The 26,513-nt window shown below is 59.6% G+C and carries 22 protein-coding genes, 1 tRNA gene and 2 pseudogenes; 4 read left to right on the forward strand and 21 right to left on the reverse strand.

The features are described from left to right. Window positions 1–25 precede the first annotated feature (25 nt). Window positions 26–1,237 carry a DNA recombination protein RmuC gene (rmuC, locus tag E0L29_RS00160; RefSeq protein ID WP_131353336.1) on the reverse strand — a complete coding sequence of 404 codons (1,212 nt, stop codon included), beginning with the start codon at window positions 1,235–1,237 and terminating at the stop codon, window positions 26–28. 100 nt (window positions 1,238–1,337) lie between these two features. Next, window positions 1,338–1,952 carry a hypothetical protein gene (locus E0L29_RS00165; protein ID WP_131353338.1) on the reverse strand — a complete coding sequence of 205 codons (615 nt, stop codon included), beginning with the start codon at window positions 1,950–1,952 and terminating at the stop codon, window positions 1,338–1,340. A 621-nt stretch (window positions 1,953–2,573) separates the two neighbouring features. Between E0L29_RS00165 and E0L29_RS00170 the strand changes: the two are divergent. Beyond that, window positions 2,574–3,130 (forward strand): annotated as a pseudogene (locus E0L29_RS00170) (transposase); the annotation flags it as partial. Window positions 3,131–3,145: 15 nt separating this feature from the next. Here the strand turns inward: E0L29_RS00170 and E0L29_RS00175 are convergent. From E0L29_RS00175 to E0L29_RS00190, 4 genes are all read right to left on the reverse strand, one after another. Beyond that, window positions 3,146–3,817, reverse strand: a complete 672-nt coding sequence (locus tag E0L29_RS00175) for a glycoside hydrolase family 75 protein (protein ID WP_242664256.1) — start codon at window positions 3,815–3,817, stop codon at window positions 3,146–3,148. Window positions 3,818–4,086: 269 nt separating this feature from the next. After that, window positions 4,087–6,561 (reverse strand): polysaccharide deacetylase family protein, encoded by a 2,475-nt coding sequence (locus E0L29_RS00180; protein WP_131353340.1) that lies wholly within the window; start codon window positions 6,559–6,561, stop codon window positions 4,087–4,089. 33 nt (window positions 6,562–6,594) lie between these two features. Beyond that, window positions 6,595–7,974, reverse strand: a complete 1,380-nt coding sequence (locus E0L29_RS00185) for a glycosyltransferase (RefSeq protein ID WP_242664220.1) — start codon at window positions 7,972–7,974, stop codon at window positions 6,595–6,597. A gap of 5 nt (window positions 7,975–7,979) precedes the next feature. Continuing rightward, window positions 7,980–8,903: a hypothetical protein gene (locus E0L29_RS00190; protein ID WP_242664221.1), complete on the reverse strand. Its 924-nt coding sequence runs from the start codon at window positions 8,901–8,903 to the stop codon at window positions 7,980–7,982. Between the two features lie 403 nt (window positions 8,904–9,306). Between E0L29_RS00190 and E0L29_RS00195 the strand changes: the two genes are divergently transcribed. Next, a tRNA-Cys gene (locus E0L29_RS00195) sits at window positions 9,307–9,377 on the forward strand. A gap of 282 nt (window positions 9,378–9,659) precedes the next feature. Here E0L29_RS00195 and E0L29_RS00200 read toward each other — a convergent pair. The 5 genes from E0L29_RS00200 to E0L29_RS00220 are packed head-to-tail and all read right to left on the reverse strand — an operon-like array spanning window position 9,660 to window position 14,764. Continuing rightward, window positions 9,660–10,817 (reverse strand): DegT/DnrJ/EryC1/StrS family aminotransferase, encoded by a 1,158-nt coding sequence (locus E0L29_RS00200; protein WP_131353344.1) that lies wholly within the window; start codon window positions 10,815–10,817, stop codon window positions 9,660–9,662. A gap of 42 nt (window positions 10,818–10,859) precedes the next feature. Next, complete coding sequence (locus tag E0L29_RS00205; protein ID WP_131353346.1) at window positions 10,860–11,990, reverse strand: iron-containing alcohol dehydrogenase; 1,131 nt, start codon at window positions 11,988–11,990, stop codon at window positions 10,860–10,862. 7 nt (window positions 11,991–11,997) lie between these two features. Then, the gene (locus E0L29_RS00210; protein ID WP_131353348.1) at window positions 11,998–12,717 is read right to left on the reverse strand and encodes an acylneuraminate cytidylyltransferase family protein; all 720 of its coding nucleotides are present in this window, start codon (window positions 12,715–12,717) and stop codon (window positions 11,998–12,000) included. A 23-nt stretch (window positions 12,718–12,740) separates the two neighbouring features. Then, window positions 12,741–13,703 (reverse strand): hypothetical protein, encoded by a 963-nt coding sequence (locus E0L29_RS00215; RefSeq protein WP_131353351.1) that lies wholly within the window; start codon window positions 13,701–13,703, stop codon window positions 12,741–12,743. Beyond that, a complete protein-coding gene (locus E0L29_RS00220) occupies window positions 13,700–14,764 on the reverse strand; it encodes a lysylphosphatidylglycerol synthase transmembrane domain-containing protein (protein ID WP_131353353.1) in 1,065 nt (354 codons plus the stop codon). Before E0L29_RS00220 ends, E0L29_RS00215 begins: the two co-directional genes overlap by 4 nt. 285 nt (window positions 14,765–15,049) lie before the next feature. Between E0L29_RS00220 and E0L29_RS00225 the strand changes: the two genes are divergently transcribed. Next, window positions 15,050–16,882 carry a long-chain fatty acid--CoA ligase gene (locus tag E0L29_RS00225; RefSeq protein ID WP_131353355.1) on the forward strand — a complete coding sequence of 611 codons (1,833 nt, stop codon included), beginning with the start codon at window positions 15,050–15,052 and terminating at the stop codon, window positions 16,880–16,882. A 47-nt stretch (window positions 16,883–16,929) separates the two neighbouring features. Here E0L29_RS00225 and E0L29_RS00230 read toward each other — a convergent pair whose 3' ends face one another. From E0L29_RS00230 to ffh, 7 genes and pseudogenes are all read right to left on the reverse strand, one after another. After that, window positions 16,930–17,775: a Fe-S cluster assembly protein HesB gene (locus E0L29_RS00230; RefSeq protein WP_131353357.1), complete on the reverse strand. Its 846-nt coding sequence runs from the start codon at window positions 17,773–17,775 to the stop codon at window positions 16,930–16,932. A 5-nt stretch (window positions 17,776–17,780) separates the two neighbouring features. Then, window positions 17,781–18,617: an MBL fold metallo-hydrolase gene (locus tag E0L29_RS00235; RefSeq protein WP_131353359.1), complete on the reverse strand. Its 837-nt coding sequence runs from the start codon at window positions 18,615–18,617 to the stop codon at window positions 17,781–17,783. 102 nt (window positions 18,618–18,719) lie between these two features. After that, window positions 18,720–19,082 (reverse strand): 50S ribosomal protein L19, encoded by a 363-nt coding sequence (gene rplS, locus E0L29_RS00240; RefSeq protein ID WP_131353361.1) that lies wholly within the window; start codon window positions 19,080–19,082, stop codon window positions 18,720–18,722. A gap of 41 nt (window positions 19,083–19,123) precedes the next feature. Then, window positions 19,124–19,819 (reverse strand): tRNA (guanosine(37)-N1)-methyltransferase TrmD, encoded by a 696-nt coding sequence (gene trmD, locus E0L29_RS00245; protein WP_131353363.1) that lies wholly within the window; start codon window positions 19,817–19,819, stop codon window positions 19,124–19,126. A gap of 39 nt (window positions 19,820–19,858) precedes the next feature. Further along, window positions 19,859–20,362, reverse strand: coding sequence for a ribosome maturation factor RimM (gene rimM, locus E0L29_RS00250; protein ID WP_131353365.1), 504 nt, complete (start codon window positions 20,360–20,362; stop codon window positions 19,859–19,861). 107 nt (window positions 20,363–20,469) lie between these two features. After that, a pseudogene (rpsP, locus tag E0L29_RS00255) lies at window positions 20,470–20,856 on the reverse strand (30S ribosomal protein S16); the annotation flags it as partial. A gap of 41 nt (window positions 20,857–20,897) precedes the next feature. Next, entirely contained in the window at window positions 20,898–22,247 is a 1,350-nt protein-coding gene (gene ffh, locus E0L29_RS00260; protein WP_131353367.1) for a signal recognition particle protein, read from the reverse strand. Between the two features lie 168 nt (window positions 22,248–22,415). Here ffh and rfaE1 point away from each other — a divergent pair, with 168 nt between their 5' ends. Beyond that, window positions 22,416–23,402, forward strand: a complete 987-nt coding sequence (gene rfaE1, locus E0L29_RS00265) for a D-glycero-beta-D-manno-heptose-7-phosphate kinase (protein WP_131353369.1) — start codon at window positions 22,416–22,418, stop codon at window positions 23,400–23,402. A 16-nt stretch (window positions 23,403–23,418) separates the two neighbouring features. On the opposite strand, the gene E0L29_RS00270 is transcribed toward rfaE1, so the two are convergent. From E0L29_RS00270 to E0L29_RS00280, 3 genes are all read right to left on the reverse strand, one after another. Beyond that, window positions 23,419–24,036: an START domain-containing protein gene (locus E0L29_RS00270; RefSeq protein ID WP_131353371.1), complete on the reverse strand. Its 618-nt coding sequence runs from the start codon at window positions 24,034–24,036 to the stop codon at window positions 23,419–23,421. Window positions 24,037–24,110: 74 nt separating this feature from the next. Then, window positions 24,111–24,770 carry an START domain-containing protein gene (locus E0L29_RS00275; protein ID WP_131353373.1) on the reverse strand — a complete coding sequence of 220 codons (660 nt, stop codon included), beginning with the start codon at window positions 24,768–24,770 and terminating at the stop codon, window positions 24,111–24,113. A 44-nt stretch (window positions 24,771–24,814) separates the two neighbouring features. Continuing rightward, the gene (locus tag E0L29_RS00280) at window positions 24,815–26,464 is read right to left on the reverse strand and encodes a S41 family peptidase (RefSeq protein WP_131353375.1); all 1,650 of its coding nucleotides are present in this window, start codon (window positions 26,462–26,464) and stop codon (window positions 24,815–24,817) included. Window positions 26,465–26,513 lie beyond the last annotated feature (49 nt).

Here is a 26,513-nt window from a genome sequence, read left to right on the forward strand (position 1 = left end):
AAGGAACCGGAAGCGGAGGCATCGCTCAGCCTTCCTCCTCTCCGTCCTCCCGGACCATGAGTTCGCCGGGGATCCTGCGGGCGACCTTGGCGCCCAGCCTGCGGATGTCGTCCACCCTGCCGACGAGATTGCCCTTCCCCTCGCTCAGACGGCGCAGGGCGAGATCAAACGCTTCGCTCACCCCGCCGAGTTTCTTGCGGGCGTCGAGAAGCGCCTCGGCGACGAGCACGACCTGGTCGTGGATCTTCCCCGCCTTTTCGGCGATTTTCTCCGCGTTCCGGTTCTCGTTCTCCCGCCTCCATATCTGCGCAATCAGCTTCAGGGTGATCATGAGCGTCGCCGGGCCGCAGATCACGACGTTCCTGCCGGAAAGGTCGTAGATGATCTCAGGATCCCCCTGCATCGCCGCCTGCCAGGCCGGCTCGACGGGAATGCACATGATGATGAAGTCGAGCGTTTTGTTGCCGCCGATCCATGAGTAGTCCTTCTGCTCGAGCTCGGCGATATGGCGCTTCACGGAATCGACATGCTCACGCAGGGCCTCCGCCCTTTCGGCTCCGTCGTCGAGCGCGACGTAGCGGTCGAAAGCCGTAAGGGAGACCTTGGCGTCGACGACGATGCTCTTGCCGCCGGGAACATGTACCATGAAATCGGGACGCATGAGACGGCCCTCCTCGTCGCGATAGCTCTTTTGGGCACTGTATTCACGCCCCTCCTCGAGACCGGACGACTCAAAGATGCGCTCGATGACCAGCTCTCCCCAGTCGCCCTGGGCCTTGGACTCGCCCTTGATGGCACGCGCCAGGTTGTTGGCCTCGTCGCTCACCCGGCTGTTGAGCGTCATGAGCTGCTGCACCTGCTCGCGCAGCTGGCCGGAAAGCTCGACGTCTTTCATGTGCACCTCGTCCACCCTGCGCCGGAAGCCCTCGAGCTGCTCTCGAAGGGGCTGGAGCAGGGCGTCCATCCTTGCCCGGGAGTCCTCGCCGAGAGCCCGGCCGCGCTCGTCGAGCATCCGGCGTGAAAGGTTTTCGAAAGCCTCCTGCAGACGGGCTTCCGAGGCTTCGAGATAGCCGGACTGACCGGAGGCCCGGTTCCGCTCGAACTCCAGTTCGGCCTCGAGTTTCGCCTTCTCGATGCGCAGGGCCTCGAGGTCGCCGGCGTCGCCGGCGATGCGGCGGACAGCGATCGCAAGCAGGATGAGAAGAAGCAGGAAGAGGGCTGAAAGGAGGACGGTCATGGGGGTGGTCGTTAGGAACTCCGGGTTCTCGATGGGGTTTGCACTGAATATACGCTCCCCCCTCTCGAAATCCCTAACACGGGCCTGGAAGGCAGCGCTATCAGCCGGTCATGGCGCCTGGAACAGCCGGCCAGGGTGTACAGCGCCATGAAGCGTCGTCCCCGCATGAAACCCGCAGCGAGCGTGACTCGGCAAACGAAACATGCATCGAGCAGCCTGCGCAAGTATAGGCCTCACTGGAGTAGTTCGTCCAGTTGCCGCTTCCGCAGTGCGGGCAGACGGCCGTAACGATTTCGTGGAGACGGCGCTCGACGAACCCCCAGGAGGCGCGCTCGAACCCCTGCGTTTCAGCACGGAGCAGGACGGCCTCTCCGGCTGCAGTCAGGGACGCAAACCGCTCGTCGATCTCGGCATAACCCTCCCGGCAGACATCGTAGAAGTATTTCAGCACCAGCGCCTTCCACTCATAGCTCCAGCTCACCATCTCATAGAGTTCCGGCATGGGCAGCGCCGTGCGCCTCAATGCGTCCAGAACAAGGGCGATGCGCCCCTCGTGGACCGTTGCACCCTCAATACTGCGCAAAAAGGTACCGACCAGTACCCCGTCGCTGACGCTGAGAACACCGCGGCGCAGCGTACGATCGATGCGCCGCCACTCCGTCGCACCCTTCATGAGCGGCAGAAACCGACCGTTCAGACGTTCAGAAGCGATCATGGCGGTATGGGATGGTGCTTCCGCATGCCGAACAGCCGACGAAAGCAGGATGAACGGCTCCGGGAGAGTCGCGGGAAAAACCCGGAAATCCGGCCCTGCGCTTTGCAGCCGAACCCCGAGAAAAAACATTGCCGGCGGTCGCACTGGATTGATCATCGCGTTGCATATGGATGAAGACCGCCGGCAGCATTGGTGCTCTCATAAAAAAAAGCAGGAGAGGCCTAAGCAAGAGGAGGCTGTACTGCATGAACTGAAGGAATTATCAATGAGAGAAATAACGGTACACATCATTCAACAAAAACCATACCAGAAACCACAGAGAAAGCCATATCTCAATACATCGATATATTTTAGCCGAATCGGACCGCACACCTGATGCAACGTTCAGAGCGACCATGATGCGACAGGTGACCCACTATGAAACAATACGTCCACACTGCCGTCCAGATAAACGTGTTGTTCGCTGACGGATCCAGGCTGGAAAGGCATTTGCTTACCCAGAGCTTGACGAATAACAGCCAAATCGCTTCATAGCAACAAGTACGCGACACTTTCCGTATCTATGCATGCAAGGAAAAGCCTGTAAAAGCATAAAACCTTGCGCCTCGATGCCGCCGATTCATGTACCATCCGAAGCTTCATCAGCCCACGTTCGAAAATTCCCATCTGCCGTTCGGCGGAAAACTCGATCCGGAAAACCGGAGGGTTACGCTCGCAGCTCTGGTGCCGTGGCATGTCGCCGAGAAGAATTACGCGAGGAACATCCCTTCGAAAACAGGAGCTCCGGCACTGACGGTCCGCAGCGCGCCGGGTTCACTCATCATCAACGAGCAGCGCGGCCTTTCGAAGGCCGAGACGGCAGAACAGATCAAGGAGAACCCGTATCTCCAGTTCTTCATCGGCCTTGAATCGTACCGGTATGCAGCGCCCTTCGATGCCTCGATGCCGAACCACGTCCGCAAGCGCCTGAAACATACGGATCTGGCGGCGTTGCAGGAGGAACTCCTGCAACGCCATCTGGCCGAAAAGCGAAAGAGGGCGGAGGACAAGGAAGGAAACAAAGACGGCGAGGATGACGGAGATGGTGGTCCCGCCAACAAAGGCAAGCTCATCGTTGACGCCACCTGTGCACCGGCCTGCTCAACGATGCCCGAGAGATGAGCGAGCGGATCATCGACGTGCCCATAGATGGATCAGTGCCCCGTTCCGCTCCGACAGGGACCCAGGCCCCCAGCCACAGCTTCAGGCAGGACACAGCCGACAGCAGCAGCTGCCGCTGCCACGCCTCCGGCCTCATCAAGCATTTTACGGGTAATAGCCTCAATGGAGTGAACCTCACGGGGCCAGGGATACCGGCCAGCCGATCCGGGAAAAACGATATAGAGTATCCTGCCCATCGGCCTTGACGGACCGGTTCTGGCCGAAACGTCCTTACCTCCGAGCCGGCATGCCAGGGCAATGGAAATCTCGCCAAGAGGATGCCGTCGTGGACCGATATCAGCAACGACAAAACCCGACGAGCATCCGCTGGCAAGGTTCACAGCAACACCGTAGTCGCCGATTTGGCCCACCCCCTCGAGAGCGGCGAAGGTCTCAGGAAAAACGATGTATGGCACCCTCGACGCATCAACATAACGACGCGAATCGGTATCGGCCCACCGCAAATCCTTGAGGGCTGTCATAGAGACATAATACCCGGCATGCGGACCGGATTTCAAGATATAGGGCCTGCTGTTGTCCGCAGGATCAGGAACAAGCACGGTATCCCACCACGAAGTGCGGGGATATCCCGCATTCGAGAGATCATCAAGTCCCGTATTCTTCGGATGGTAGGCTTCCGGCGCTCCGTCGGCATCGATGGTCATGAAACCCGTCGCATAGCAGTACGCCCGATTCCCCTGTAATGTATGGATGCTCGTCCCGCGATACTTTTTCCACACCGTCGCTTTCCTGGCCGCGGCACGCAGGTCACCCGCTGCCGAAACAGCGATGCAGGAGGCAAGCGCGAGCAGAGGCACTGAATGCTTGATACGCCGGACAAAACCAGCAATGGCAACTGAAGGGCTGGTACGCACGAGGAGCGGTTCATTTTGGTTGAAAAATACCGAACGGGAAGTCGCGAGGCATCATAGGCTCAGCCGGCGGCCGATGCTGTTGCGCGCACCAGCCCGCCTCCGGCCGTGTAGACCGCAAGCACCGAAGAATCTTCCAGCCTATGCGGTTTCCCGCATCCTGAACACTCATAGGTTAGCCAATAGAAACTGGTAAGTGTTTCCGCTCCGCAATCAGGACATACCACCAGCAGCGACTCACGAAGCCGTTCCTCAATAAAAGCCCAGAATTGCGCATCAAAGCCCTCCGTTCGAGCCTTCTCCAGTGCGGATAGCCCCTCCGGCGTCAGCATGAGATTCTGGTTGTCGATCTCAGCGTAACCAAGCAGACAGACCTCATGCAGATACTTCAACGCCAGGGCCATCCACTCTCTCGATCCGGACACGGCCTCATAGAGAATCGGCATGGGAGACGAGGATCGATCAATGGCGTCGAGCACAAGCGCGACCCTGTTCTGATGGACCCCACGGGCATCATAACTGCGCAGCAAGCCGCACACCTGATCTGCCGATGGCCCGTCGAGGATTCCGGCTTTAATCCTGACATCAACCTCAACCCAGGCGACCTTGCCGGGAACGTCAGCGTTCGCAGAGTTCTCGACACCACTGCCGGAACTCTTCCTGCCGAACACGGGCATTGCAACCATATTGAACACAACCACCATCAACAGGGTAAAGGCTCCCGGCAAAACGGGAAATCCCTGAAAAGTACGCGTATCAGCCGAAAGCATAACAAAAGGCCTGAGGCCCTGCCCGTCAAATGCCCGGTTTATCATCTCAAGGCCCTGCTCGTTGAAACTCCGTTCACCTCTCTGATTCCCGAAAACCGCACTATAGGATGAAAAACCCATGCCGTCCCCCCCTCGGGAAAGAGCGCCCAGGATGGACGATAAATATTCATTCGAAACAATGCGACCGGCCGAAGGGCCAACGATCCTCAAGAGGAGAGGCTTTTCCCCCACCCTCATCCTGAAGGAAACAATACTCCGCTCAATCAGTCCAGTATCGTCGGGCGTCCCCGAAACCATGATGCGGGGCACAAGGAAATCGAAAGCAGGTGCAAGCAGCGAAACCTCCTGACCTGAAAGCTCGGCGTTATTGAAACTGTATACCTTGTCGCTCTGCAATTCCGCGGAAAACTCGACGTTCCTGCCCCCCCCTGCTTTTCTGACGGCCGTACCGACAGCTTCAGCATACTCGGCAACGTTGTTGCTCCGCCAGTTCACCCAAGAGTTATAGTGCGTGGTGAGCAGAGCATTCAGTGAGGGAACGGAGCCGGGAGTTGCAGATTCGGCAAACGAAGCGATACATCCCTTGCTGTAGTCGTAGTCAAGATCGGGATATGAGATGCGATCGAGATGGATTCCGTCGACACCGTAGTTCCTGATGATTTCCGTGACGGTGGACTTCATGTATTCGACCACTTCCGGGTTTGAGGGGGACATCCAGTTTGCCGAAAGCCGACCATTCTGGGCAGTCATAGCCCAGCCGTGATGTTTTTTGAGAACCTGCGTATCGGAAAGACCGGAAAGCCAGGCATGCACCTTCACGTTCAGCCCCCTGCTCCGCAGCAGACTCAGCGTTCTGCCGAATACATCGTCGGCGCTTTTCGGGCCGTAATAAAAGGTCCCCTGTGCATCCTTGGCCATCAAAAAAACATCAGTCACCGACGTCCTTGCAATATTGCTGACGATATATTCAGGGGAAAATCGCCCTTCGCTGAAATCGACCCAAACGGCATATCGTTCAGGTTGATGCGACTGGATTTCAGCGATATACTGATCTGCAGTAACGAACCGTCCGCCCTCGTTTTTGACGTAACCGATGAAATTCCTAAGCGCCTTCGGATGGATGGCGGCATTTTTCGGATGCAGAAGGATGACGGCAGGCTGACCGAGGACGCTTTTGCTGCGGTAGAGCTCCTTCAAGGCATTCTCGAAATCCTTTCCGCTCATGTGTTGCTCGACGATAAGATCATAATCGGAAGCGAGCATCGCACCACGGCGTATGTCTGAAATCGGCATTTCGGCAATGACAGCCTGTTCCTCCCAGTGTTCCGAATCCGAACTGTCATAGAGAAATCCCTGCGCCCGCAACGCTTTCATGACCCGTTCGTCATACTCCATGTATGGCGCACGGAACCAGACAACCGGCTTTTTGGTAATCGACTCCAGAATCGTCTTTGAAATGCGGATTTCGCTCTCGAGAGAGTCCTGCGACAACGTCGGAAGATGCGGGTGGGCATGTGAGTGAGACCCGATGGTATTGCCGGCCTTCGACAGCGTATCGACAACGGCAGGATATGCAACGGCGAACTTACCCGTAATGAAATAGGTGGCAGGGACATCGATACCGAGAGTTTCCAGTGCCGCGACGTCACCATCCAGCTCGGTATCCAGAGTGAGAAGAACAGGCACGGGCAGGGGCTTGGCTGCACATGCCGTCAGTGAGGCAAAGAGTGAAAAGAGAATGCAGACCGTCGAGATGATGCTTTTCATGACTGGCTCCAGGGATCGATTATTGCCGGATTGTTACCACGTGTTGCTGCGCTCCTGCATTTCATACGAATAGGCCACGATTCGCATATAGCTCAGAAAGATGCGATAGGGTTGCGTCATGAACGAAGCCAGTGCCAGTGAAGGAGTCAGCAAGCCGGCACGCATGAGAGGCGCGATTCCCTGCAGTGCAGTGATGCACTCCAGAATGAGCATATATATCAATCCGAGCTTCAAAAACAGGAGCGGCAGAAAGGATATGATGACGAGAAAAGGATACACCCCGAGGAAGAGCAGCTCCATGAATGCGCTTCCGTAGCCTATGAACAGCGACCACGGGAGCCAGAAGCGGCTGATAGGGCCGCCAATACCGGAAAACAACATCCTGCGGTGCTCACGATAGACCTGAAGATGTCCCCTCGACCAACGAAGGCGTTGCTTGCCGAGCCCCTTCCACTTCGTCATCCCCGACGTATAAGAGACGGCCCTGGGTTCATAAACGGCACGGTAGCCGAGTTCCATCATCTCAAGGGTTATGTCGAAATCCTCGGCCAGGGTCCTGCTCCGGTATCCGCCAACCTCAAGCAGTACGTTGCGGCGGAAAGCGGTGGCGGGCCCCGGGCAAATACTCACAGCGCCGCCCGACTTAAGCTGGGCCGCCTTGATTATATTTTGCCCGTAGATATACTCGATGGTCTGCATCCTGAGCAGGTAGCTATCATGGTGCTGGGGCAGCACCATTCCGGCAACCGCACCGATGGTGGCATCAGTGAACCTGGCAACAAGATAGCGCAGAACCTTCGGATCGAGCGTTGAATCGGAATCGGTGAAAAAGATAATTTCACCTTTTGCCTTTTCAATTCCCTGATTGAGCGCCTCAACCTTTCCCCTGTTGGTGCGTAATCGTATGACCGACACGTCGTAGTGCTCGATAATCGGGAGGGTTAGATCCTTCGATCCATCGTCGACGATGATGACTTCATATGCCGGATAATCGAGAGCGAGGGCGGATTCGATGCACTGAGCGATGCGCTCCTCCTCGTTAAAGGAGGGAATGATGACCGACACGAAAGGAAGCGATGAATTAACGGCTTCCACCCTGTCAGGCAGCATAGAAAGACCGAGAAACAACAGAAACGGGAAAAGAGCCCCCGCTAGATATATGAGGAAAAACAGGTCAAGGACCTGATGCATCCATGCCGGAAACGACTGGCTCGGCTCTCCCCAGATAAGGAGATTAAGCGAGTCAACCTGCCCCGGCATGAGATGCCAGACAATCATGGCAACGGCCAGGGAGACTGATGCGGTCAACATCACGGCCAAAGGATGTCGAACCCTGAAAGGCGAGGGCGCGATGCCGTCAGGAGCAAGCGATATGGTCGGACTATGGCTCATCTGGAACTCCGGGTGGTTCATAGTGTTCAGAAAATCGGAAACCAGCAGGCAATACCCGCCTTTACGTCATGATCCAGATTCTGCGGCGTATCGAAATAACTGACGAAGAGATACTCGGCATAAAGATCTACATTGCCTGGAAGGTAACGACCAAGCTGGATCCGAATCCCCGGACCATACTGCACATTATTGAACCAGGAAACCCGGTTCCAGTCTTTATCGAGAAAATCGTTGACTAGGTCGACCGTGAAATAGGGCTTGAAGGAAGCCTTTCCGACATCGACTCCTGCACCCACTTTCGAAGAAAGCGTACCGAGAAGAAAATCATCCTCACCCCTGTCGCTGAATGCCGTGGTATTCCAGGCCAACTCGCCCCAGCTTTCCGTCCAGATACTGAAACCTCTGCCGATGGGCCGCTCATGGGAAAACCAGAACGAGAGGCCGCTCTTGACATTCTGCTGCGCTATGCCGTCCGGCAACGGATCCTTCGAACTGTCGAAGGACGATGTCATGAGCTGATACTCCGAAAACAGGGACGCGCTCACTCCTCCGACATACTCTTCAGCGGTGTTCATGAAGGAATGCTCGGTGGTGAGTTTCACTCCGCCGGAAAAAATCTGGTTGTTGTTCCAGTAACTCCTGTTCCAAGGACGGGTGCCGAAATCATAGGTAAGGGCTACCCTCCCGTATGGGGCAAGATAAAAGGCTTCGCTGAGGTAGTGGCGCCCCTCGATGGTAACGGGAACAGAAAAGAGATAGTAGCCACTTCCACTGTCCAGGCCGCTCTCATCGCGCGTACGGCTGAAATTGTACTCCGAATAGTACGACTCAAGTCCGCTCTCGACCCGAATCACGTCCGACGGCTTCTGATAGCGGTCGGCCGCCACTGCAGGATTCGAACCGAAGACCGTTCCGGCGGCGATAAGGCATCCCGCGGCAACCCTGACCATTTGACTGCAACATGCCATAACACAACTGTTTTGATTCACCCTTCAACCCACATTCTGCCGCATCCGTAATGCGGATGCGAGCAGAGCAAGCCACACCGAACAAAACATGCAATAGCCGTGCCAGCATAAAAAAAGCAAAGAAGGATAACTGAAAAGAGCACTCGCGGCCACCAGACCGCAAAACCGTAGAAGAAGCGTACCGCCGGATTTGTGTCAACCTGAACGTCAAACTGACTCGGGCAATGATCTAAAATGCAACAGGAGAGACAGTTTTCATGAACCCTCACCGTCCGAAGGACGGGCAGCGCGACAGCGTGGCTGCAGGGCCCTCCTCACCATGAAAAGAGTGGCGAAAATTTGCATAACCGTTACTTTTTGCTTACCTATACATTCCATTTCAGACGGCGAAGTGGCCGAGTGGCTAGGCAGAGGTCTGCAAAACCTCGTACAGCGGTTCGAATCCGCTCTTCGCCTCCCAGAGAGGCTTTCACGAAAAGCAATACAAAAAAACCCCCTGTAGACACAGGGGTTTTTTTGTGTTTCCCCTTCGGCATGCAGGGGCATATCCTACCTGCAATGCAGGGAAAATGGGGTATATTTCAGGGGTACGATTCCATTCCGGATGGGGACACAAACTGAACCCCCCCCCAAAAGAGCCCGAATAGTCGGGCGAGGGGCGATAAAAAAAAGCCTGTCGGGATCGACAGGCTTTTGCTTTTTCAGCCGGAGCCTCCGGCTAGTGTCTCTGCCCCCCTCTCAGCCCATCTCTGCAGAGGCCGAGATGATGGCTGCGGTGAGGCGTTCGATCGTCTCGTCGTCCATGAGAACCGGGATGTTCAGGCAGATGCTGCGGCGAAGCAACATGCCGGTTTTCGGCCAGAGCGACTCCAGGTCCCTGCCCGCATAGCGGTCGTAGGCCTTGAGCAGGTGGTCCCAGACGCCGGCGAAGTGCCAGTCGAGGGCTTCGGGAAGGATCTTCGTGCCGAACCCCTTCTCCATGAGGTGCGCCTCGAAACGGAGCGCCGCCTCACGGTCGCGGACGCTGAAGATGAGGGTGTCGCCCTGGGAGCCCTCCTCGTCGGCGAAGGGGCGGAGGGTGATGTTCGGCAGGTGACGGACGGCGTCCTTGATGCGCTTCTTGTTCTCCTTCGATTTCCGGAGTATGAAATCGATCTTGGAGAGCTGTGCGAGGCCGATGGCGGCCGTCACTTCGCTCAGGCGAAGGTTCAGCCCCTTCGCACGCCGGGGATCCTTCCCCCTCGGCAGCCCCTCCAGATGCATGTGGCCGTGGTCCGAGAACTCCGCTGCACGGTCGTAGACCTCCCTGTCGTTGGTGATGATGATGCCGCCCTCGCCGGTATGGAGCGTCTTGCCGGCGTCGAACGAGAACGATCCGACCCGTCCGATGGTGCCGAGCTTGCGCCCCCTGAAAGATGCGCCGAGCGCCTGTGCGGCATCCTCGACGAGCGTCAGGTTGTGACGGCCGCAGATGGCCTCGAGCTCGTCCATCTTCGGAGAGGCCCACATGGGAACGGCGACGACCGCCTTTGTTTTCGGCGTGATGGCCCGCTCGACCTCCTTCGGGTCGAGGTGGTAGGTCTCGTCGAGCTCCACCGGCACCGGCACGGCGCCGAGGGCGCTGATGGCCTCGATCGGGGCGATGAAGGTCCAGGCGGTCGTGATCACCTCGTCGCCGGGTCCCACTCCCGCCCCGGCAAGGGCGCAGTGGATGGCCGCCGTGCCCGACGAGACCGCATGGGCGTACTTGACGCCCATCCAGCTGGCGAACTTCTCCTCGAATTCACGTGCCTTGTAGTTGCCTCCGCCGTAGCGGTAGAGGTTCACTTTCTCTTTTGCGAACAGCTCCTGGATTTCTGCCAGTTCTTCGCGGCCGATCAGTTCTGCGCCAGCCATAATGGTAGTTGGGATAGGGTTAAGGGTTGCAGCTCGAAACACTCATACCAGCCGCCGGACCACCTCGAGGGCGGCATCGGCGTCAAAGGGAACGGGATTGCCGGAGAACGACCCCTGCAAGGCGCCGGAGGCCTCCCGGGCGAACTCTGCGGCGTTTCCGCTGCCGTAGCCGTAAGGCACCAGGTTCGGGATCCGGTGGCGCCGGTAGAGCTCGTCCATCTGGGCGAGAAGCTCGGCCGTGGCGTCGGAGGCCGTCAGGCATGCACCGGTCGGGTTCAGCATGGAATACTTGTCATAGCCGTGCAGGTGGTTCCAGCGCATGACCTCCTTGAGGAAAATGGCGCCGGCAAGGCCGTGCGGCACCTTGTGCTTCACTCCGAGGTAGTAGGCGAAGCCGTTGGTCGGGCCGTCACCGGAGTTCATGAGCGCAGCGGTGCCGCAGATGCTGCCGATGGCAAGGTCGATGCGCGACTCCGCGCGGTCGAGCTGGTCCTGCTGCAGGGCGTAGAAGGTGCGGCGGAACCCTTCGACCGAGAAGATGCGGGAGAGCGGGGTGTGCTTCACGGAACCGAAGCTGTCGACACAGTGCACAAGGCTGTCCATGGCCGAAGCGACGACGCTGCCGATGGGAGCGGTCATCGAGAGCTGGGGATCGACGACGCACTTCTTCGGGAAGTTCTTCCGGCTGTTGATGCCGAGCTTGCGCCCCGCGTCCTGGTCGATGAAGACGGCGTTGTAGCTGACCTCCGCCCCGCTGCCGAGCAGCGACGGCACGGTCATGAGGGGAAGCGGGTCCTGCACGTCCGACGGGAACCCCTTCAGTGAAAGAGCCGGCACCTCGTTTTGCATCAGGAGAGCCACTCCCTTGCCGAGGTCCATGGTGCTGCCGCCGCCGATGGCGACGACGGAATCGATCGTTTTGGGGCGGAAGAAGCCGGCAACCTCCTCGAGGAGGCGGTAGGTCGGCTCGCCCTTGAAGTCGTTGCAGTAGACGACCGCCCCGGGGCAAGTTGCCGTGAGCTTCTTCAGGACATCCCTGAAATAGGGTGTTTCGGCGATGGCGGCGTCATGGATGACGGCCGGGCGGCACGAGCCGAGGCCGGCGAGATGCTGTTCGAGCGAAAGCGCCTCATGCACCCCGACGGTGATGTCGGTGGAAAGGAAGAATTGCATGACTGTATCAGGTTGATGGTTCAGTATCGCCGGCGTCGGGGACCGCCAGCCCTTTGCTTTGAAGAAAGAATTCGACGAGGGGCACCTCCTCCAGGGAGTCGATCTCCCAGGTCTGCCAGAACTCCATCCGGTAGACCGCCAGGCGCTCTCCGATGCGGTTGCCGCCCTTTCGCAGCACGCCGGGCCGGAAAAGGTAGATGGAGCCGTTCTCGATGTACTGCGGCGGCCGATCCTGGCGCATGCCGCGCTGCCGCCAGTCGAAGTTGACGCTCCGCCATCCACCCTCCGACTCTTCCCAGATGGTCAGATCGTCCGCCCGGGTCACGGAGATGAGCGAATCGGCCCCCTCCTCCACGAACGCAGCAACCGCCCGGTCGATGTCGCCGGGCAACCTGAGCGGCGAGGTCGCCTGGAGGAAGACCACGAGCTCAGGCTCCGCCGCCCCCCCGCCGCCGATCGACTCGAGCGTGTGCAGGATGGCCGACTCGGAGGTGGCGCTGTCACCCGAGAGTTCCGGGGGCCGCTCGACCACCTCGGCCCCGTACCGGCGGGCGACGGCGGCGATGGCTGCGTCGTCTGTGGAGACGACCACCCGGTCGACCGACTGAGCCCCCCTGGCCTGCATGATGGTCCATGCGATCAGGGGACGGCCCGCGACGGGATGGATGTTCTTTCCCGGAAGGCCCTTGGAACCGCCCCTGGCGGGGATGATGGCAACGGTATGCATGAGTGCGGGTGAAGCGTTACGATTCAGGGCCGTCCGTCAAGAACGCGGCGGCAGACATCGGCGATATTGGCAGCAGCAGAGCGGTTCTGCTCCGGCGTAAGCCGTTTCAGCTCTTCGGGTTCCAGCCCGCAGTGGACCACCTTTCCGAGCGCCGATCCAACAAAGATAGTGGATGAAAACCCCGCAATCAACATCCTGGCGTTGGCGATCATCTCTTCAGTCCGCCCTTCGCTGTAGACGAGGCACCCGGGGGCCCAGCGCTCGATCTCGGCCGTGGCCCGCCGGACGTTTTCGTTCGGGTGCAGCTTGAAGATCAGCCGGCTGCCGCCGGCCAGCTCCAGGCAGCGCCCGATATGGCGCCGGCGGTTTTCGTAGATGAAGGTCTCCCGGTTGTCGGAGGTGCAGGCAAGCACGTAGTCGCGGTGTTCGAAATCGTTCTCGAGGTAGCGCCGGCAGTCGTCGAAGTTCGGAATGCTCGTTACGACGATCTTCTCGGGATCGACCCCCTTGCGGATGAAGAGGTCGCGGTACCCTTCGCTGGCCACGCAGAAGCGGGCGTAGGCGTCGGAGAGGCCGGTCGTTGCCGTCCCCGCCACCCAGCGCGGGATCCATCGGAAGTTGCGGGCGAGATGGAAAAGCACGGTCTCCGGCTCGGTCATCCCTTCCTGCACGAGGACGAGGCGGCGGCGGCGGATGTTCTCGGGTACGATGAGGTCCGTGCAGGTGACGACGAGGTCGTAGTCGTGCAGCGTGCCGCCCGGATCGAGCTGCAGGCCATGCTCCTCCAGGTAGTCGAGAGCCCGCCGGGACCGGCCCCTGCCCATGATGGTGAACTCGAGCAGGCCGGCTTCGGCGGCCCTTCCAAGCAGACCGTCGGAATAGAAGTGGGAGAACCACCGGTCGACCTCCGGAAGTTTTTCGGCGATCTGGTGCATCTGCGTGGTCTGGTTCATCGACCCGCAGATGAAGAGCACTCTTGGCTTCACCGTACCTCCTCGACGAGGGGCCCGGCATCGCGCAGGTGCACGCCGGAGAGGAACATCACCAGATAACCCGAAGAGTACCAGAGGACCTCCTTGAAACGGCGCAGGAGGATGAACGCCCCGCCGTAGGCCATGGCGTCCGGAATGCCGATGGCCTGGAAGAAGGCCAGGTAGCCGAGATCCTGGATTCCGAGGCCGGATGGGATGAAAAAGAATATTGCGCGGAGCATGACGAGGGTGGTGTCGATGGCGAGCACCTGGGAGAAGGAGATCTCGACGCCGAGCAGGCGGAGGATGATATAGCTCTCAAGGGCAAGCATGATCCAGCCGACCAGATACCAGAATGTCGCTTTCATGAGGCTCTTCAAGGAAGAGCCGCTGAAGCGGCTGAGATGCTGGTCGGTATCATGGAAGCCCGACTCCCGCTCCAGGAGCCATGCCTGCACCCTCTTGAAGGGAACCATCATGAGCATGCGGTGGAGCGTCCTTGCCGAACTGCCGTTGAGGATGACGAGGAGGAAAAACATGAAAAGGACGAAGACGCCGATGCCGATGGCAAGCATGAGCCAGCCGAGCCCGGGAAAACCGATGAGAGACGTCGACACCTTCTGCAGCAGCATGAAGCCGGCCAGGGCGCCGATCACGGTGTAGACGCCCTGCATGGCGCCGAGCAGAAGCTTGCGCACGGCCGTCGAAGCGACGGCAACGGGCACCTCGATCTGCATCTGGCGGTTGCAGAGATAGGGCCTGAGCGGCTCCCCCACCGCCACGCCGGCCGGCAGGGTCATCGAAACGGTTTCGGAAATCACCTGGATCTTCATGAGGATCCAGAAGCGGATGCCGGAGGTACCGGGAGGAAAAGTCTGTACCCAGGCCAGGGTCTCAAAGAAATGGAGGCCGAAAAAAGGAAGGAGGATGAAGACCGATCGGAATCCGATGGAGGCGATCAGCTCAAGGGAACGCTCGAGGTCGATCGAATTGAAGAGGACGACGATGAGTACGAGCCCGAGGATGAGGCCCAGGTATCCCGTCCATGAAGAAAAAGCGCTCTTGGCTTTCTGCATAGAATCCCTTGCTCATATGGGTTTACGCCAACCGCGCGATAGCCGGACGGGCGCTGGAGGATGATGGGCAAAATAACGGCATTCTAAGAGATCGGCAAGATTCTGCGGAATTTCTTTTGCCGGCCCCGATCATGCGCGGCACCTGTGTGCGGAGGGGATTTTGAATTGAAGCGCCGTATTGTTACATATTTGTGTACTGACCATGCCGGAACGGACTGGCGCATGCCGCAGCACTCTTTATTTTTCGGGAGGGCGGCTCCCCATAAGAAATAACCTCACGCGCTGATGGGCCTCATCAATCCCGACTTCCAGACCCTGCCTGAACTCTTCGCCGCCATTTTCGCCCACTACCGGGGCAAAGAGTCACGCTTTCCCTTCGCCCACAAGCTCAACGGCGTCTACGAACCCATCTCCTACGACGACTTCCATGAGGACGTCAGGAGCTTTTCGGCCTATCTGAAAGAGAACGGCATCGGCGCCGGCGACCGCGTGGCCATCCTTTCGGAAAACCGGCCCGGCTGGTACCTGGCCGACATGGCCGTCCTCGACCTCGGCGCAATCGACGTGCCCCTCTACCCCTCGCTTCCCCCCAACCAGATCGAATACATCCTCAAAGACGCCGGAGTCCGGGGCATCGTCGTCTCCAACATGCTCCAGCTCGGCAAGGTGCTCTCCATCTGGCAGAACCTGCCGGAGCTCTCCCTCGTCGTGGTCATGAACCGGCTTGAGGAGGCGATCGACGACGTCGTGGATCTCAACCACGCCAAGGCCCTCGGCAGGAAGCTCCTCGAACACAAACCGCTCATGCTTGAAGGCGCCAGGGTCGATCCGGACGACGTGGCCACCATCATCTACACCTCCGGAACCACCGGCCTGCCGAAAGGGGTCATGCTGACCCACCGCAACCTCTCGGAAAACGTCAAGTCGGCGGCCTCGATCATCCGCATCGACGAATCCGACTGCAGCCTCTCGTTCCTCCCGCTCTCGCATGCCTATGAACGGACGGGCGGCTACTACCTCCTTTTCGCCTGCGGTGCGGCGATCTACCTTGCAGAAAGCATCGAAACGGTCTCGCTGAACATCTCGGAAGCACGCCCGACCATCATCTTCACCGTCCCGAGGCTCTTCGACCGCATCAGAACCAACATGCTCAAGCAGGTCTCGACGGAAAGCCCAGCGAAGCAGAAAATCTTCAACTGGGCCGTCTCGACCGGAGAGAAGTACCACCGCAGCATCGAAAAGAAAGGCGGCGCCTCGCCGCTGCTCTCACTCCAGCACGGCCTGGCGGGAAAACTGGTCTACGAGAAGATCCGCAAACGCTTCGGAGGCAGGCTGCGCTACTTCGTTTCGGGAGGAGCCGCACTGCCGCAGAAGACCGGAGAGTTCTTCCAGGCCATCGGCATCACCATCCTCGAGGGGTTCGGCCTGACGGAGACCTCCCCCATCACCAACGTCAACCGCCCCGAAAAGGTCAAATTCGGCTCCGTCGGCCCGACGGTCGCCAAGGTCGAGATGAAGATCGCCGGGGACGGCGAGATCCTCTTCAGGGGCCCCAACATCATGAAAGGCTACTGGCAGGATCCCGAATCGACGGCCGAAGTGATCAAAGACGGGTGGTTCCACAGCGGCGACATCGGAGAAATCGACAGCGACGGCTACCTGCGCATCACGGACCGCAAAAAGCACATCATCGTCACCTCGGGAGGCAAGAACATCGCCCCGATGCCGATCGAGAACCTCATCGCCGAAAGCCCCTTCGTCGACCAGGTGATGGTGGTTGGAGAAAAACGGCCCTTCCTCATCGCCCTCATCGTCCCGGATTTCTCGAAGCTGCAGGAGTTCGCCGCATCGGAAGGCATCGCGTCGGGAACCGATGCGGAACTGACAATGCACAAGGATGTCGTGCAGATATACGAAAAGCTCATGCGGAGCATCTCGCGCAAGCTCGCCACCCACGAGAAGGTCCGTCGGTTCCTCCTCGTGAAGGAGCCCTTCACGATAGAAAACGGGCTCATGACGCCGACCCTCAAGGTCAAGCGCAAGACCATCCTCGAGCGCTACGAGAAGGAGATCGACGCCATCTACAACGAGCTGAACATGGTCTACAACACCGAGTAGGCCCGGTGGCCGACCGGCCATCCCTCCCGAGACCCGTCCGCCCCCCCCTACTCCCTGATGCGGAGCAGCGTTCCGTTTTCCGATCCGCCCGGGACGTATTCGACCATTCTTTCCCTGACCAGTTCATCGACCACCGAGCCGATCCCGCCCGGACAGGCGGCGTGCCTCAGCATAAGGTCGTCCTGCGGCACCGTTCCCTGCTCGAGGAGTTCGCGCAGCACACACCCCCGGTACCAGCGGCGCGAACCCTCGAACTTCGACTGACGGCTTCTTGAGCGGATGCCGCTCTGCCGGCTCGTAAGATGGAGTGCACCGTAATCCATCAGGGCGTTGTGCCAGTCGCGGCTCCTGCCCTGCGGAAGCACCCGGTCGGCAACCTCCTGCAGCGCCCGATCCGATGCATCCTCGGGGAGGGAAAATTCATGGATGAGGATCCGGCGGATGTTGGTGTCGACGGCGGCCACGTCGAGATTGTCGGCGAAGGCCGGAATGGAGTGCGAGGTGTATCTCCCGATGCCCGGCAGCCGCCGCAGAAGGGCAGGATCACCCGGCACCTCGCCCCCGTACTCCTCCATCACGAGACGCGCGCACTCCTGGAGGCGGCGGGCCCGGGAGTTGTAGCCGAGCCCGCTCCAGAGCATGAGCACGTCGCGCAGCGGAGCTTCGGCGAGCGCCCCGGGGTCCGGAAAGCGCCCGAGCCAGTCGAGATATTTCGGCACCACCCGTTCGGCCTGCGTCTGCTGGAGCATCACTTCGCTCACCATGACGGCGTAACGGTCCCTTGTCATGCGCCAGGGGAAGCGGCGGGCGGAAGATGCGTAGAAACCGAAGATGCGCTCCTGGAACTCGAGGATACGCGCTTCGGCGGGCAGCTGCAGGGAAGGATTCGCCATGGGGCTCAGAACGTGAGGGTGCGATCCATTGCCACACCCTTCCCGGTCATCCGGAGCGTGCAGGCCGGATGGCGGGGGTCGTGGCCGAAACAGAGCATCCACCCTTCGCGGCAGGCCTCCAGGAGCAGCGCCTCCTTCTCCTCAAGGACACGCAGCGGCTCGATGTCATACCCTGTCACCCACGGAAGCGGGATATGGGCCGCACTCGGGATAAGGTCGGCGCCATGCAGGAGTACTCCCTCCGGGCCCGAAACCCTGACGAGCTGCTGGCCGCGGGTGTGGCCGTGGCTCACCAGGAGCTCGACCCCTTCGAACAGCTCGCCTCCCCCATCGAGAAGGTTCATGCGGCAGTGGCGGCGGAAGGCCTCCACGAATCGAGGGTCGTAGCTCGCCCGCTCCTTGCGGTTGGGGCTGGATGCGGTGCGGAGGTTCTCCGCCTGGAGGTGGAAGGTAGCGTCGGGGAAGAGCGGAACGAGCTCGCCCTGCTCCTCGCGGAACGCACCGGCGACGTGGTCGAAATGCAGGTGGGTGAGGATGACGTCGGTGATGTCGCTTCTGCAGAGGCCCGCCCTCCGGAGCGATTCGTCGAGGAGGAAGGGGGAAACGGCGTAGACGGATCGGAGCTTTTCGGGCCACGCATCGCCCATGCCGCAGTCGACGAGGATGTTTCGCCCGCCGCCTGAGATGAGCAGCAGAGACGAGGAGAGCCTGACCCGGTTACGGTCGTCAGATGGAGCCACCGGCTCCCAGAGGGTCTTGGGAACGACGCCGAACATGGCTCCCCCGTCGAGGGAGAACTCCTGTACGTGAAGGGAGGAGAGCGTGTAGCGACCGATCTTCATGGAAAAACGGCGGTGTGGTCCACGGCAGCGCGGGGCGGCATGGATGGAGACGGGAAAAGAGGTCCGGCAGGACAGGGCGTCCTGCCGGAACGAAGGAATCTATCAGGCCTTCTCGGCGACCTTGCGCTCCTTGACCTTCAGCGCGGCCTTGCCGGTACGCTTGCGGAGGTAGAAGAGCTTGGAACGGCGAGCCTTGCCGTGCTTGAGGACGGTGACGCTCTCGATATTGGGCGAATTGACGGGGATGACCCTCTCGACGCCGACGCCGTGCGAGATCTTGCGGACGGTGATGGTCTTGGAAGCACCCGCACCACGGTCGCTGATGATGACGCCCTCGAAAGCCTGGAGACGCTCTTTCTCGCCCTCGATGACGCGCAGCTGGATCCTGACGGTATCACCGGGGTTGAGCTCGGGGCATTCGACTCCGGTCTGGGTTGCTTCGACTAACTGAATTAACTGGTCCATTTCGACTACTGTTTGTTATTTAAGTTGCACGCTAAAATCATTCATACATCCTCTGCGAGAAGGTCGGGCCGCCTCTGGCGGGTCCTCTCCAGCGCATTTTCATGCCGCCACTGCTCGATTTTTGCATGATGGCCCGAAAGCAGCACCTCGGGAACCTTCATCCCCCGGAACTCGGGGGGCCGGGTATAGTACGCGCAGTCTAGGATTCCGGTCTGGAAGGAGTCGGTAAGGGCAGACTCGCTGTCCCCCAGCACCCCCGGAACGACCCGGAGCAGGGCGTCCATCATGAGGAGGGAGGGTATCTCGCCTCCTGAAAGAACCACGTCGCCGATGGAATACTCCATGGTGACGAGCGACTCGCGAACCCGTTCATCGAGCGCCTTGTAATGGCCGCAGAGGAAGATCAGGTTCTTCAGCCGCGACAGGCGGTTGGCCTCCTGCTGGCGGAACGGCCGGCCGTCGGGAGTCGGAAAGATCACGGCGTCGTAGTGCCGCTCTGCCTTGAGCTTCTCGACGCAGGCGAAGACGGGCTCGGGGCGGAGCACCATACCGGCGCCTCCCCCGAAAGGGGTGTCGTCGACCTGGCGGTAGCGGCCGAGTCCGTAATCGTGCAGGTTGTGCACGACGACCTCGGCAAATCCCTTCTTCCGGGCTATCGACAGCAGCCCGTTGGAGAGCGGCGAATCAAAAAAACCCGGTATGACGGAAAGCACGTCAATTCGAATCGCGTCCATCATCCCTCCATCAGTGCCATTGCTCCACCGAACCGCAGCGGTTCAGAGAAACTCGTCAAAACGGGGCACGTAAATATAGCGCCCTTCAAGGCTGATTTCCTCAACAAATTCTTCAATGGCCGGCACAAGTACCGACCGCCCCCCCGAGACGACCTCGTAGACCTCATGGGCGGGCATCGAAAGCACCTCCTTCAGGATACCGACCTCCTTTCTGCCCTTGCCGAGGACCTTCATGCCCTCGAGTTCGTGCAGCCAGGCCCGTTCTTCCATGCGGGGTTCGACTTCCGACTCTTCAATGAACAGTTTCTGGCCGACTATCGCCTCGGCCTTCTCCCTGCAGTCGATTCCCTCCAGCTTCAGCCAGGCGAATCCGGCGGAGAGCGAGGAAGAGACGACTGCACGATGGACGGCGGTCTCGGGACTGCCGCCCACCCAGTACGATGTGCGGGAAAGGAACTTCTCGGGAAAGTCCGTGACAGGCTTCACTTTCACTTCGCCTTTCAGCCCCCTGGGCTTGAGGACGATGCCGGTGAGCCAGAGTTCCATTCCGGAGAGCGAGGGGGTGAGGCTCAGGCCTCTCCGCCCTCTTCCTTCGCTTCGGGAGCGGCTTCAGCTGCAGGAGCCTCGACGACGGGCTCTTCTGCAACTGCAGGAGCGGCCTCGGCCTCTTTCTTCAGCTGGCGACGGCGCGACTTGACGTTGAGGCGCTTCTGACGGCGCTCGGCCTGCTTCTCCTGCCACTTCTCCATTTCCTGGGCGATCTCTTCGTCGCTGCGGCCGAGTTTCTTGAGGCGGAGCTCATAGAGGAGCCCGGTCTTCTGGATGAGGCTGCGGACGGTCGAGGTCGGCTGTGCGCCGGTCTGCATCCAGTAGGCCACGCGCTCGCGGTCGATGGTAACGGCGTGGGGCTTTGCCGTCGGCTGGTAGTGCCCGATGACTTCAAGGAACTTGCCATCCCTCGGTGCCCGTGAATCGGCCGCCACGATCTGGTATACCGGCAGCTTTTTTCTTCCCGCTCTTCTCAGTCTGATCTTTACCAAAGCTAGTAGTGATTTAAGTTATGTTAAGAGAGTACTGCTGTCTATCGTTTTAAAAACTTGTCAAGGGCCAGGTTCTGGGAGGTGATCTTCCTTCCGGACTGGGTCATTTTCGAAACCGAACGCATCATCTTCTTCATCTCCCCGAACTGCTTGAGGAGCATGTTGACCTCCTGCACGCGGGTTCCGCTGCCGAGTGCGATGCGCTGGCGGCGGCTGCCGTTGATGATCTCGGGGGAGCTCTTCTCCTCCTTCGTCATCGAATTGATGATGGCCTCGATCGGCCTGAAGTCGAGATTGTCGAGATCCTGCTTCGGCACCATCTTATTGAGGCCCGGCACCATTTCTATCAGTCCCTGGATGGAACCCATCTTCTTGAGCTGCTGGAGCTGGTCGAGGAAGTCGTTCAGGTCGAACTCGTTCTTCAAGAGCCTCTTCTGCATCTCCGCGGTCTTCTCCAGGTCCAGCGTCTCCTGCGCCTTCTCGACGAAGCTGACGATGTCGCCCATGCCGAGGATCCTCTGGGCCATGCGGTCCGGGTAGAACTGGTCGAGGTCGTCCATCTTCTCGCCGACACTCATGAACTTGATCGGCTTTTCGACGACCTGGCGTATCGAGAGGGCCGCACCGCCCCGGGCGTCGCCGTCGAGCTTGGTGAGTACGACGCCATCGAAGTCGAGGCGGTCGTTGAACGCCTTGGCGGTGTTGACCGCTTCCTGGCCCATCATCGAGTCGACGACGAAGAGGAGCTCTTCGGGCTTCAGTGCGTCCTTGAGGGCCCTGGCCTCGGCCATCATGCTCTCATCGATCTGGAGACGTCCGGCCGTATCGAGGATGAGCACATCGTGCGCACCCTTGCGGGCGGCCTCGAGACCCTCCCTGGCGACCTTCATGGCATCCTGCTCCTCAAGGGAGAAAACGGGAACGCCGACTTCAGCGCCGAGCGTCTTCAACTGATCGACGGCAGCCGGACGGTAGACGTCGGCGGCAACCATTATCGGGTTCTTGCCGCCCTTTTTCAGGCGCTTGGCGAGCTTTGCACAGAAGGTGGTCTTGCCGGAACCCTGCAGACCCGCGACCATCACGACCGCAGGCAGGTTCTTGGTGGAGAGGTTGAGCGGCTTCTGCTCGCCTCCCATGAGGTCGGTCAGTTCGTCGCTGACGATCTTGACGATCATCTGCGCCGGAGAGACGCTCTTGATGACGTCCTCGCCGAGCGACTTCTGGCGGATATCCTCGACCAGCTTCTTGACCACCTTGTAGTTCACGTCGGCGCCGAGCAGGGCCCGCTTGATATCGCGCATGGCGATACCGATGTTGATCTCGTTGATGGTGGCCTGGCCGGCTAGCTTCTTGAAAGCGCCTTCCAGCCTGTCGCTTAAACTCTCAAACATCAGTGTCCGGTTTCTTCTGATAAAGCGTAAAAATGCTTAGCTTTAATTATAACAAAAATTTGTAAAAAATAAAACAACCAAACCTCATCATTCTTCATCCGCAGGGTTTTTGCCCGTATTTATTTTTAGTTACTTTTTGCCATCGCCCGTCCACAAAAACAACCGAACATGGCCAGCACAACCGCAGAGAGCATCATCGCATCATTCAAGGATAAACGGATCGCCGTCGTCGGCGACATCATGCTCGACAAGTACGTCTTCGGCCATGTGTCCCGCATCTCGCCGGAGTACCCGGTTCCCGTCGTCGACGTGACCCATCAGGACGTCCGGCTCGGCGGTGCGGCCAACGTGGCGCTCAACACCCTCTCGCTCGGTGCCGAGACCACCCTGCTCGGAGTCACCGGCCTCGATGCCGACCGCGAAATCCTGCTCGACCTGTTCAGGAAGAGGGGACTTCCGACGGAAGGCCTCGTCGGCGACCCGTCGCGCCCGACGACCTGCAAGACCCGCATCCTCTCCCAGAACCACCACATCACGAGGGTCGACTACGAGAAGAGGGACGAGATCGACGAAAAGACGGCCGCAGCCATCATGCAGGCCTTCAGCGCCGTCGTCGACGAGGTTGACGCCATCGTGCTCGAGGATTACAACAAGGGAGTGCTCTCCCGGGAGCTCATCTCCTCGATCATCACCACGGCAAAAAGCCGCGGCGTACCGGTACTGGTCGACCCGAAGCTGAAGAACTTCTTCGCCTACAGGGGGTGCACCATCTTCAAGCCGAACCTCTCGGAAATGGCAGCATCGCTCGGCACGCCGGTCCTGAACACCGACCGCGAAGTCGAGGAGGCCTGCCTGCGGCTGCAGGAGAGAATCCATGCCGAAACGCTCGTGGTGACCCGCAGCGAAAAGGGAATGACGATCTACGACGGCACGTTCACCCACATCGAGGTGAGCTCGCTCGACGTTGCCGACGTGTCGGGAGCGGGTGATACCGTCATCGGCACCCTGGCGCTCGGCGCCGCCGCAGGGCTCGACATCATCCGCAACGCCTCCATCGCCAACCTGGCGGCCGGAACGGTCTGCCAGGAGGTGGGAGCCGTGCCGGTCAAGCCCGAAAAACTCCTCAGGGCCTGCCGCGAACACCTCAGCTTCTGACCCCCCTGCGCCATATTCAGTCGATGGAGAGATGCCCGTCGACCTCTTCCGGATAGGGAGGGTCGTAGGAGCGGTCCTGGGCGAGTTTGCGCAGGTTGTCCATTGAATAGAAAGGAACTTCGAACATCGCCTGGTTGCTGATGGCCGAAGGAACGTCCGGCCCCGGATCCACGTGCATCACGAAGGTCAGGAGAATGGTATCCGGGCCGGATGGCTCGAAGACCCAGAGGCCCTGCACATCACGCACCCGGGAATAGGAAGGGTTTTCCGGGATGAAGTCCGGAACCCCGGACATCGTCACCGCCACGGCGTTCTCCCCTGCCGCCTCGAGCCCCGTGCGCACGATCATCTCGCGCTTCTGGAGCGGCCACGGGGTATCGATGACCTGGCGGACCACATACTCCAGCGAGTCGTTCTTCTCCAGCACCTCCATTTCAGCCAGATGGTGGACCCAGCGGCGGTAACTCGGCGTATCATGGAACAGGGATATCAGCCTTCGAAATCCGGCGGGAATCTCCGCGACTCCCTTGAAACCGAGCACCTCCGAACCCTCCACGCGCGAGGAGTAGATACTGATGCCCCGGTGCTCAACCCGGAAGTCCCATTTTCCGTGAAGGATCGAGTGTACGTCCATGCCTGAACCGTTTAGATGACTGATAAGGAGCGGGCTCCAGCGCGCCCCGGCGGCGCGAAAGGCAAAATAACACTTCAGGCGGAAATAAATTCCTCATAATTGCGGACGACAGATCCCGCAGACTCCTTGAAAGGCGCATCGACAGGCGTGCGGTACTTTTCGCGCTTCACCATCTCCTTCATGTTGCAGAGGGTATGATAGGGCGTATCGATCACGGCGATGTTGGCGAGCCACGAGGGAATCTCTCCTCCGGGCTCGACATGGAGCCGGAAGACCACCCGGCAGCGCTCCTGGCCGAGAGGGGTGATGTTCCATGCGCCGGTCAGGCGGGGAACCCGCACGTAGCGGCTGTCGGGAGGAAGAAAGTCGGGCAGGCCCTCGATGCTGATGTAGGCCTCGCCTGTCGCGGGGTCCATGAACCCCTGCGAACGGCTGATGATCTCTCTATCGCTCACCGGCCAGGGGGCGCTGACCCTCTGGTAGACCACCCGGCCGTCCTCTTCGGAAAGCTCCTTGAGCAGGCGCATCTCGTCGGTCTTCCATACCCACTCGGTCGCCGACTCGATATCGTAGAGCAGCGCCAGCACGGCATCCCGGGAAGCGTCGATCTCGGCGACGCCGACGAATGAGAGGAAGTCGGAACTGGGGACGGGGCAGGTAAAAATCTTGAGCCAGTCGTTTTTCAGCCGCAGGGTGCAGCTCTCGTTATTGATCTTTTCAAGCAGTGACGGCATGTGGATGGCAGTTAAGGGTGAAGAATGATGCAAGGCAACCCCGTTCAAGGCCCGACCGGCAGCTCTTCTGCAAGCCGGACCACAGGATCAGGACCGGAAACGAAGACCCTGATCTGCCCTTCATAGCCGAACAGCTGATGGGCGATGCGCGACTTCACGGCAAGGGCGATATACTGTCGGTCACGGCGGAATGCCGCAACATCGAAAGCCACACCTCTCGACCGGCAGGACCTCCTCACCAGGGACTCCAGCCTCGGGTCCCCCTCGTAGGAGGAGATGAAGCGTTCAAGCGACCCCCGATAGGCCTGTACCGAACTCTTCGGGTCATCGAGGATCTTGATGGCGATGTCCTCGAAAAGTCCCGAACGGTAGAGGTCCTGATAGAAGTCTGTGTAAGGCCTTCCGGCGACCCAGTAGTCGGGAATGACGCCTCCCGCGGCGGCAAGAGCCTTGAGATGCTCCCGATCCTCCGGGAATTTCCCCTTGTATGAAGCAAGCACCCCGTAGAGCGGTGCGGTCCTGTAAACGGATACCTCACTGGTTTTCCGGTAGAGTAAACTATCGGGGTCGTTAAAGAGTTTCCCGGGCATGATATTGGCCAGGGACTCATGATAATAACGGTCTCGGCCTCCCTCCCCCTTCACATACCGCCTCTGGATCTGACGTCCGGAGGGGGTATAGTATCGTGAAACCGTCAGGCGGAGCGCCGATCCGTCGGAAAACTGCATCTGGCGCTGCACGAGCCCCTTGCCGAAGGTCAGCTCGCCGACAATGAGAGCTCGATGGTTGTCCTGCAGTGCACCCGAAAGGATCTCAGAGGCTGAAGCGCTCCCCTTGTCGACGAGCACCACGAGATCACCCTTTTCATAGCCGTCACCCGAGTGGGCGACGTAGCGGACGTCCTCGGAAACATTCCGGCTTTTGGTATAGACAATAAGTTGTCCGTCGGAGAGGAACTCATCGGCCACCTGCACGGCCTGCTCGAGGAACCCGCCGGGATTGCCCCGAAGATCAACGATGAGCCGCTGCATACCGGCCTTCTTCAGGCCGTCAAGAGCCGAACGGAACTCGTCGGCGGTCGTAGCCATGAACCGGCTGATGCGGATATAGCCGTTCCTGCCATCGAGCATGAAGGCTCCGTCAACGCTCGAAGTGGAAATCGTCCCCCTCGTGACAAGAAAATCGAAACTCTTGCCGGACAACGGGCGGTAGACATTCAGCATCACCTGAGTCCCGCGCTTGCCGCGCAACTTGCGCATGACATCCTGGCGCGAAATCCCGATGCAGGAGACGGAATCGATCGCAATGATACGATCTCCCGGAGCGATGCCCACCGCCGCACTCGGCCCTCCGGAAAGCGGGGTCACGACGAGCAGCGTATCGTTGATCACATCATACTCGATGCCGATGCCGTCAAAGTTGCCGTCGAACTCCGCCTGGGAGTAGGCCGCCTTCTCGGGCGCGAGATAAACCGTATGGGGATCGAGGTATTCGGCCATACCCTGAATGCCTGCACCAGCAAGGCTGTCGCCTGCGACATCGTCGACATAGAAGGCCTTGATGAGCTCATAGGCCTCCGTCATTTTCTTCTGCTCCCGATACCGGGCGGGACTCTCCCCCCCCATCCTGCTCCCGAGAAAAACACCGAAAGCAAGGACGACAAGCATCATCAGAATGGTCAGGATACGGGACATGGGCAGGCACGATTAATGACAATGACAACACAGCAAAAAGAGCTATCGC

The organism is Chlorobium sp. N1, assembly GCF_004332115.1.
Classification (GTDB): Bacteria; Bacteroidota; Chlorobiia; order Chlorobiales; family Chlorobiaceae; genus Chlorobium.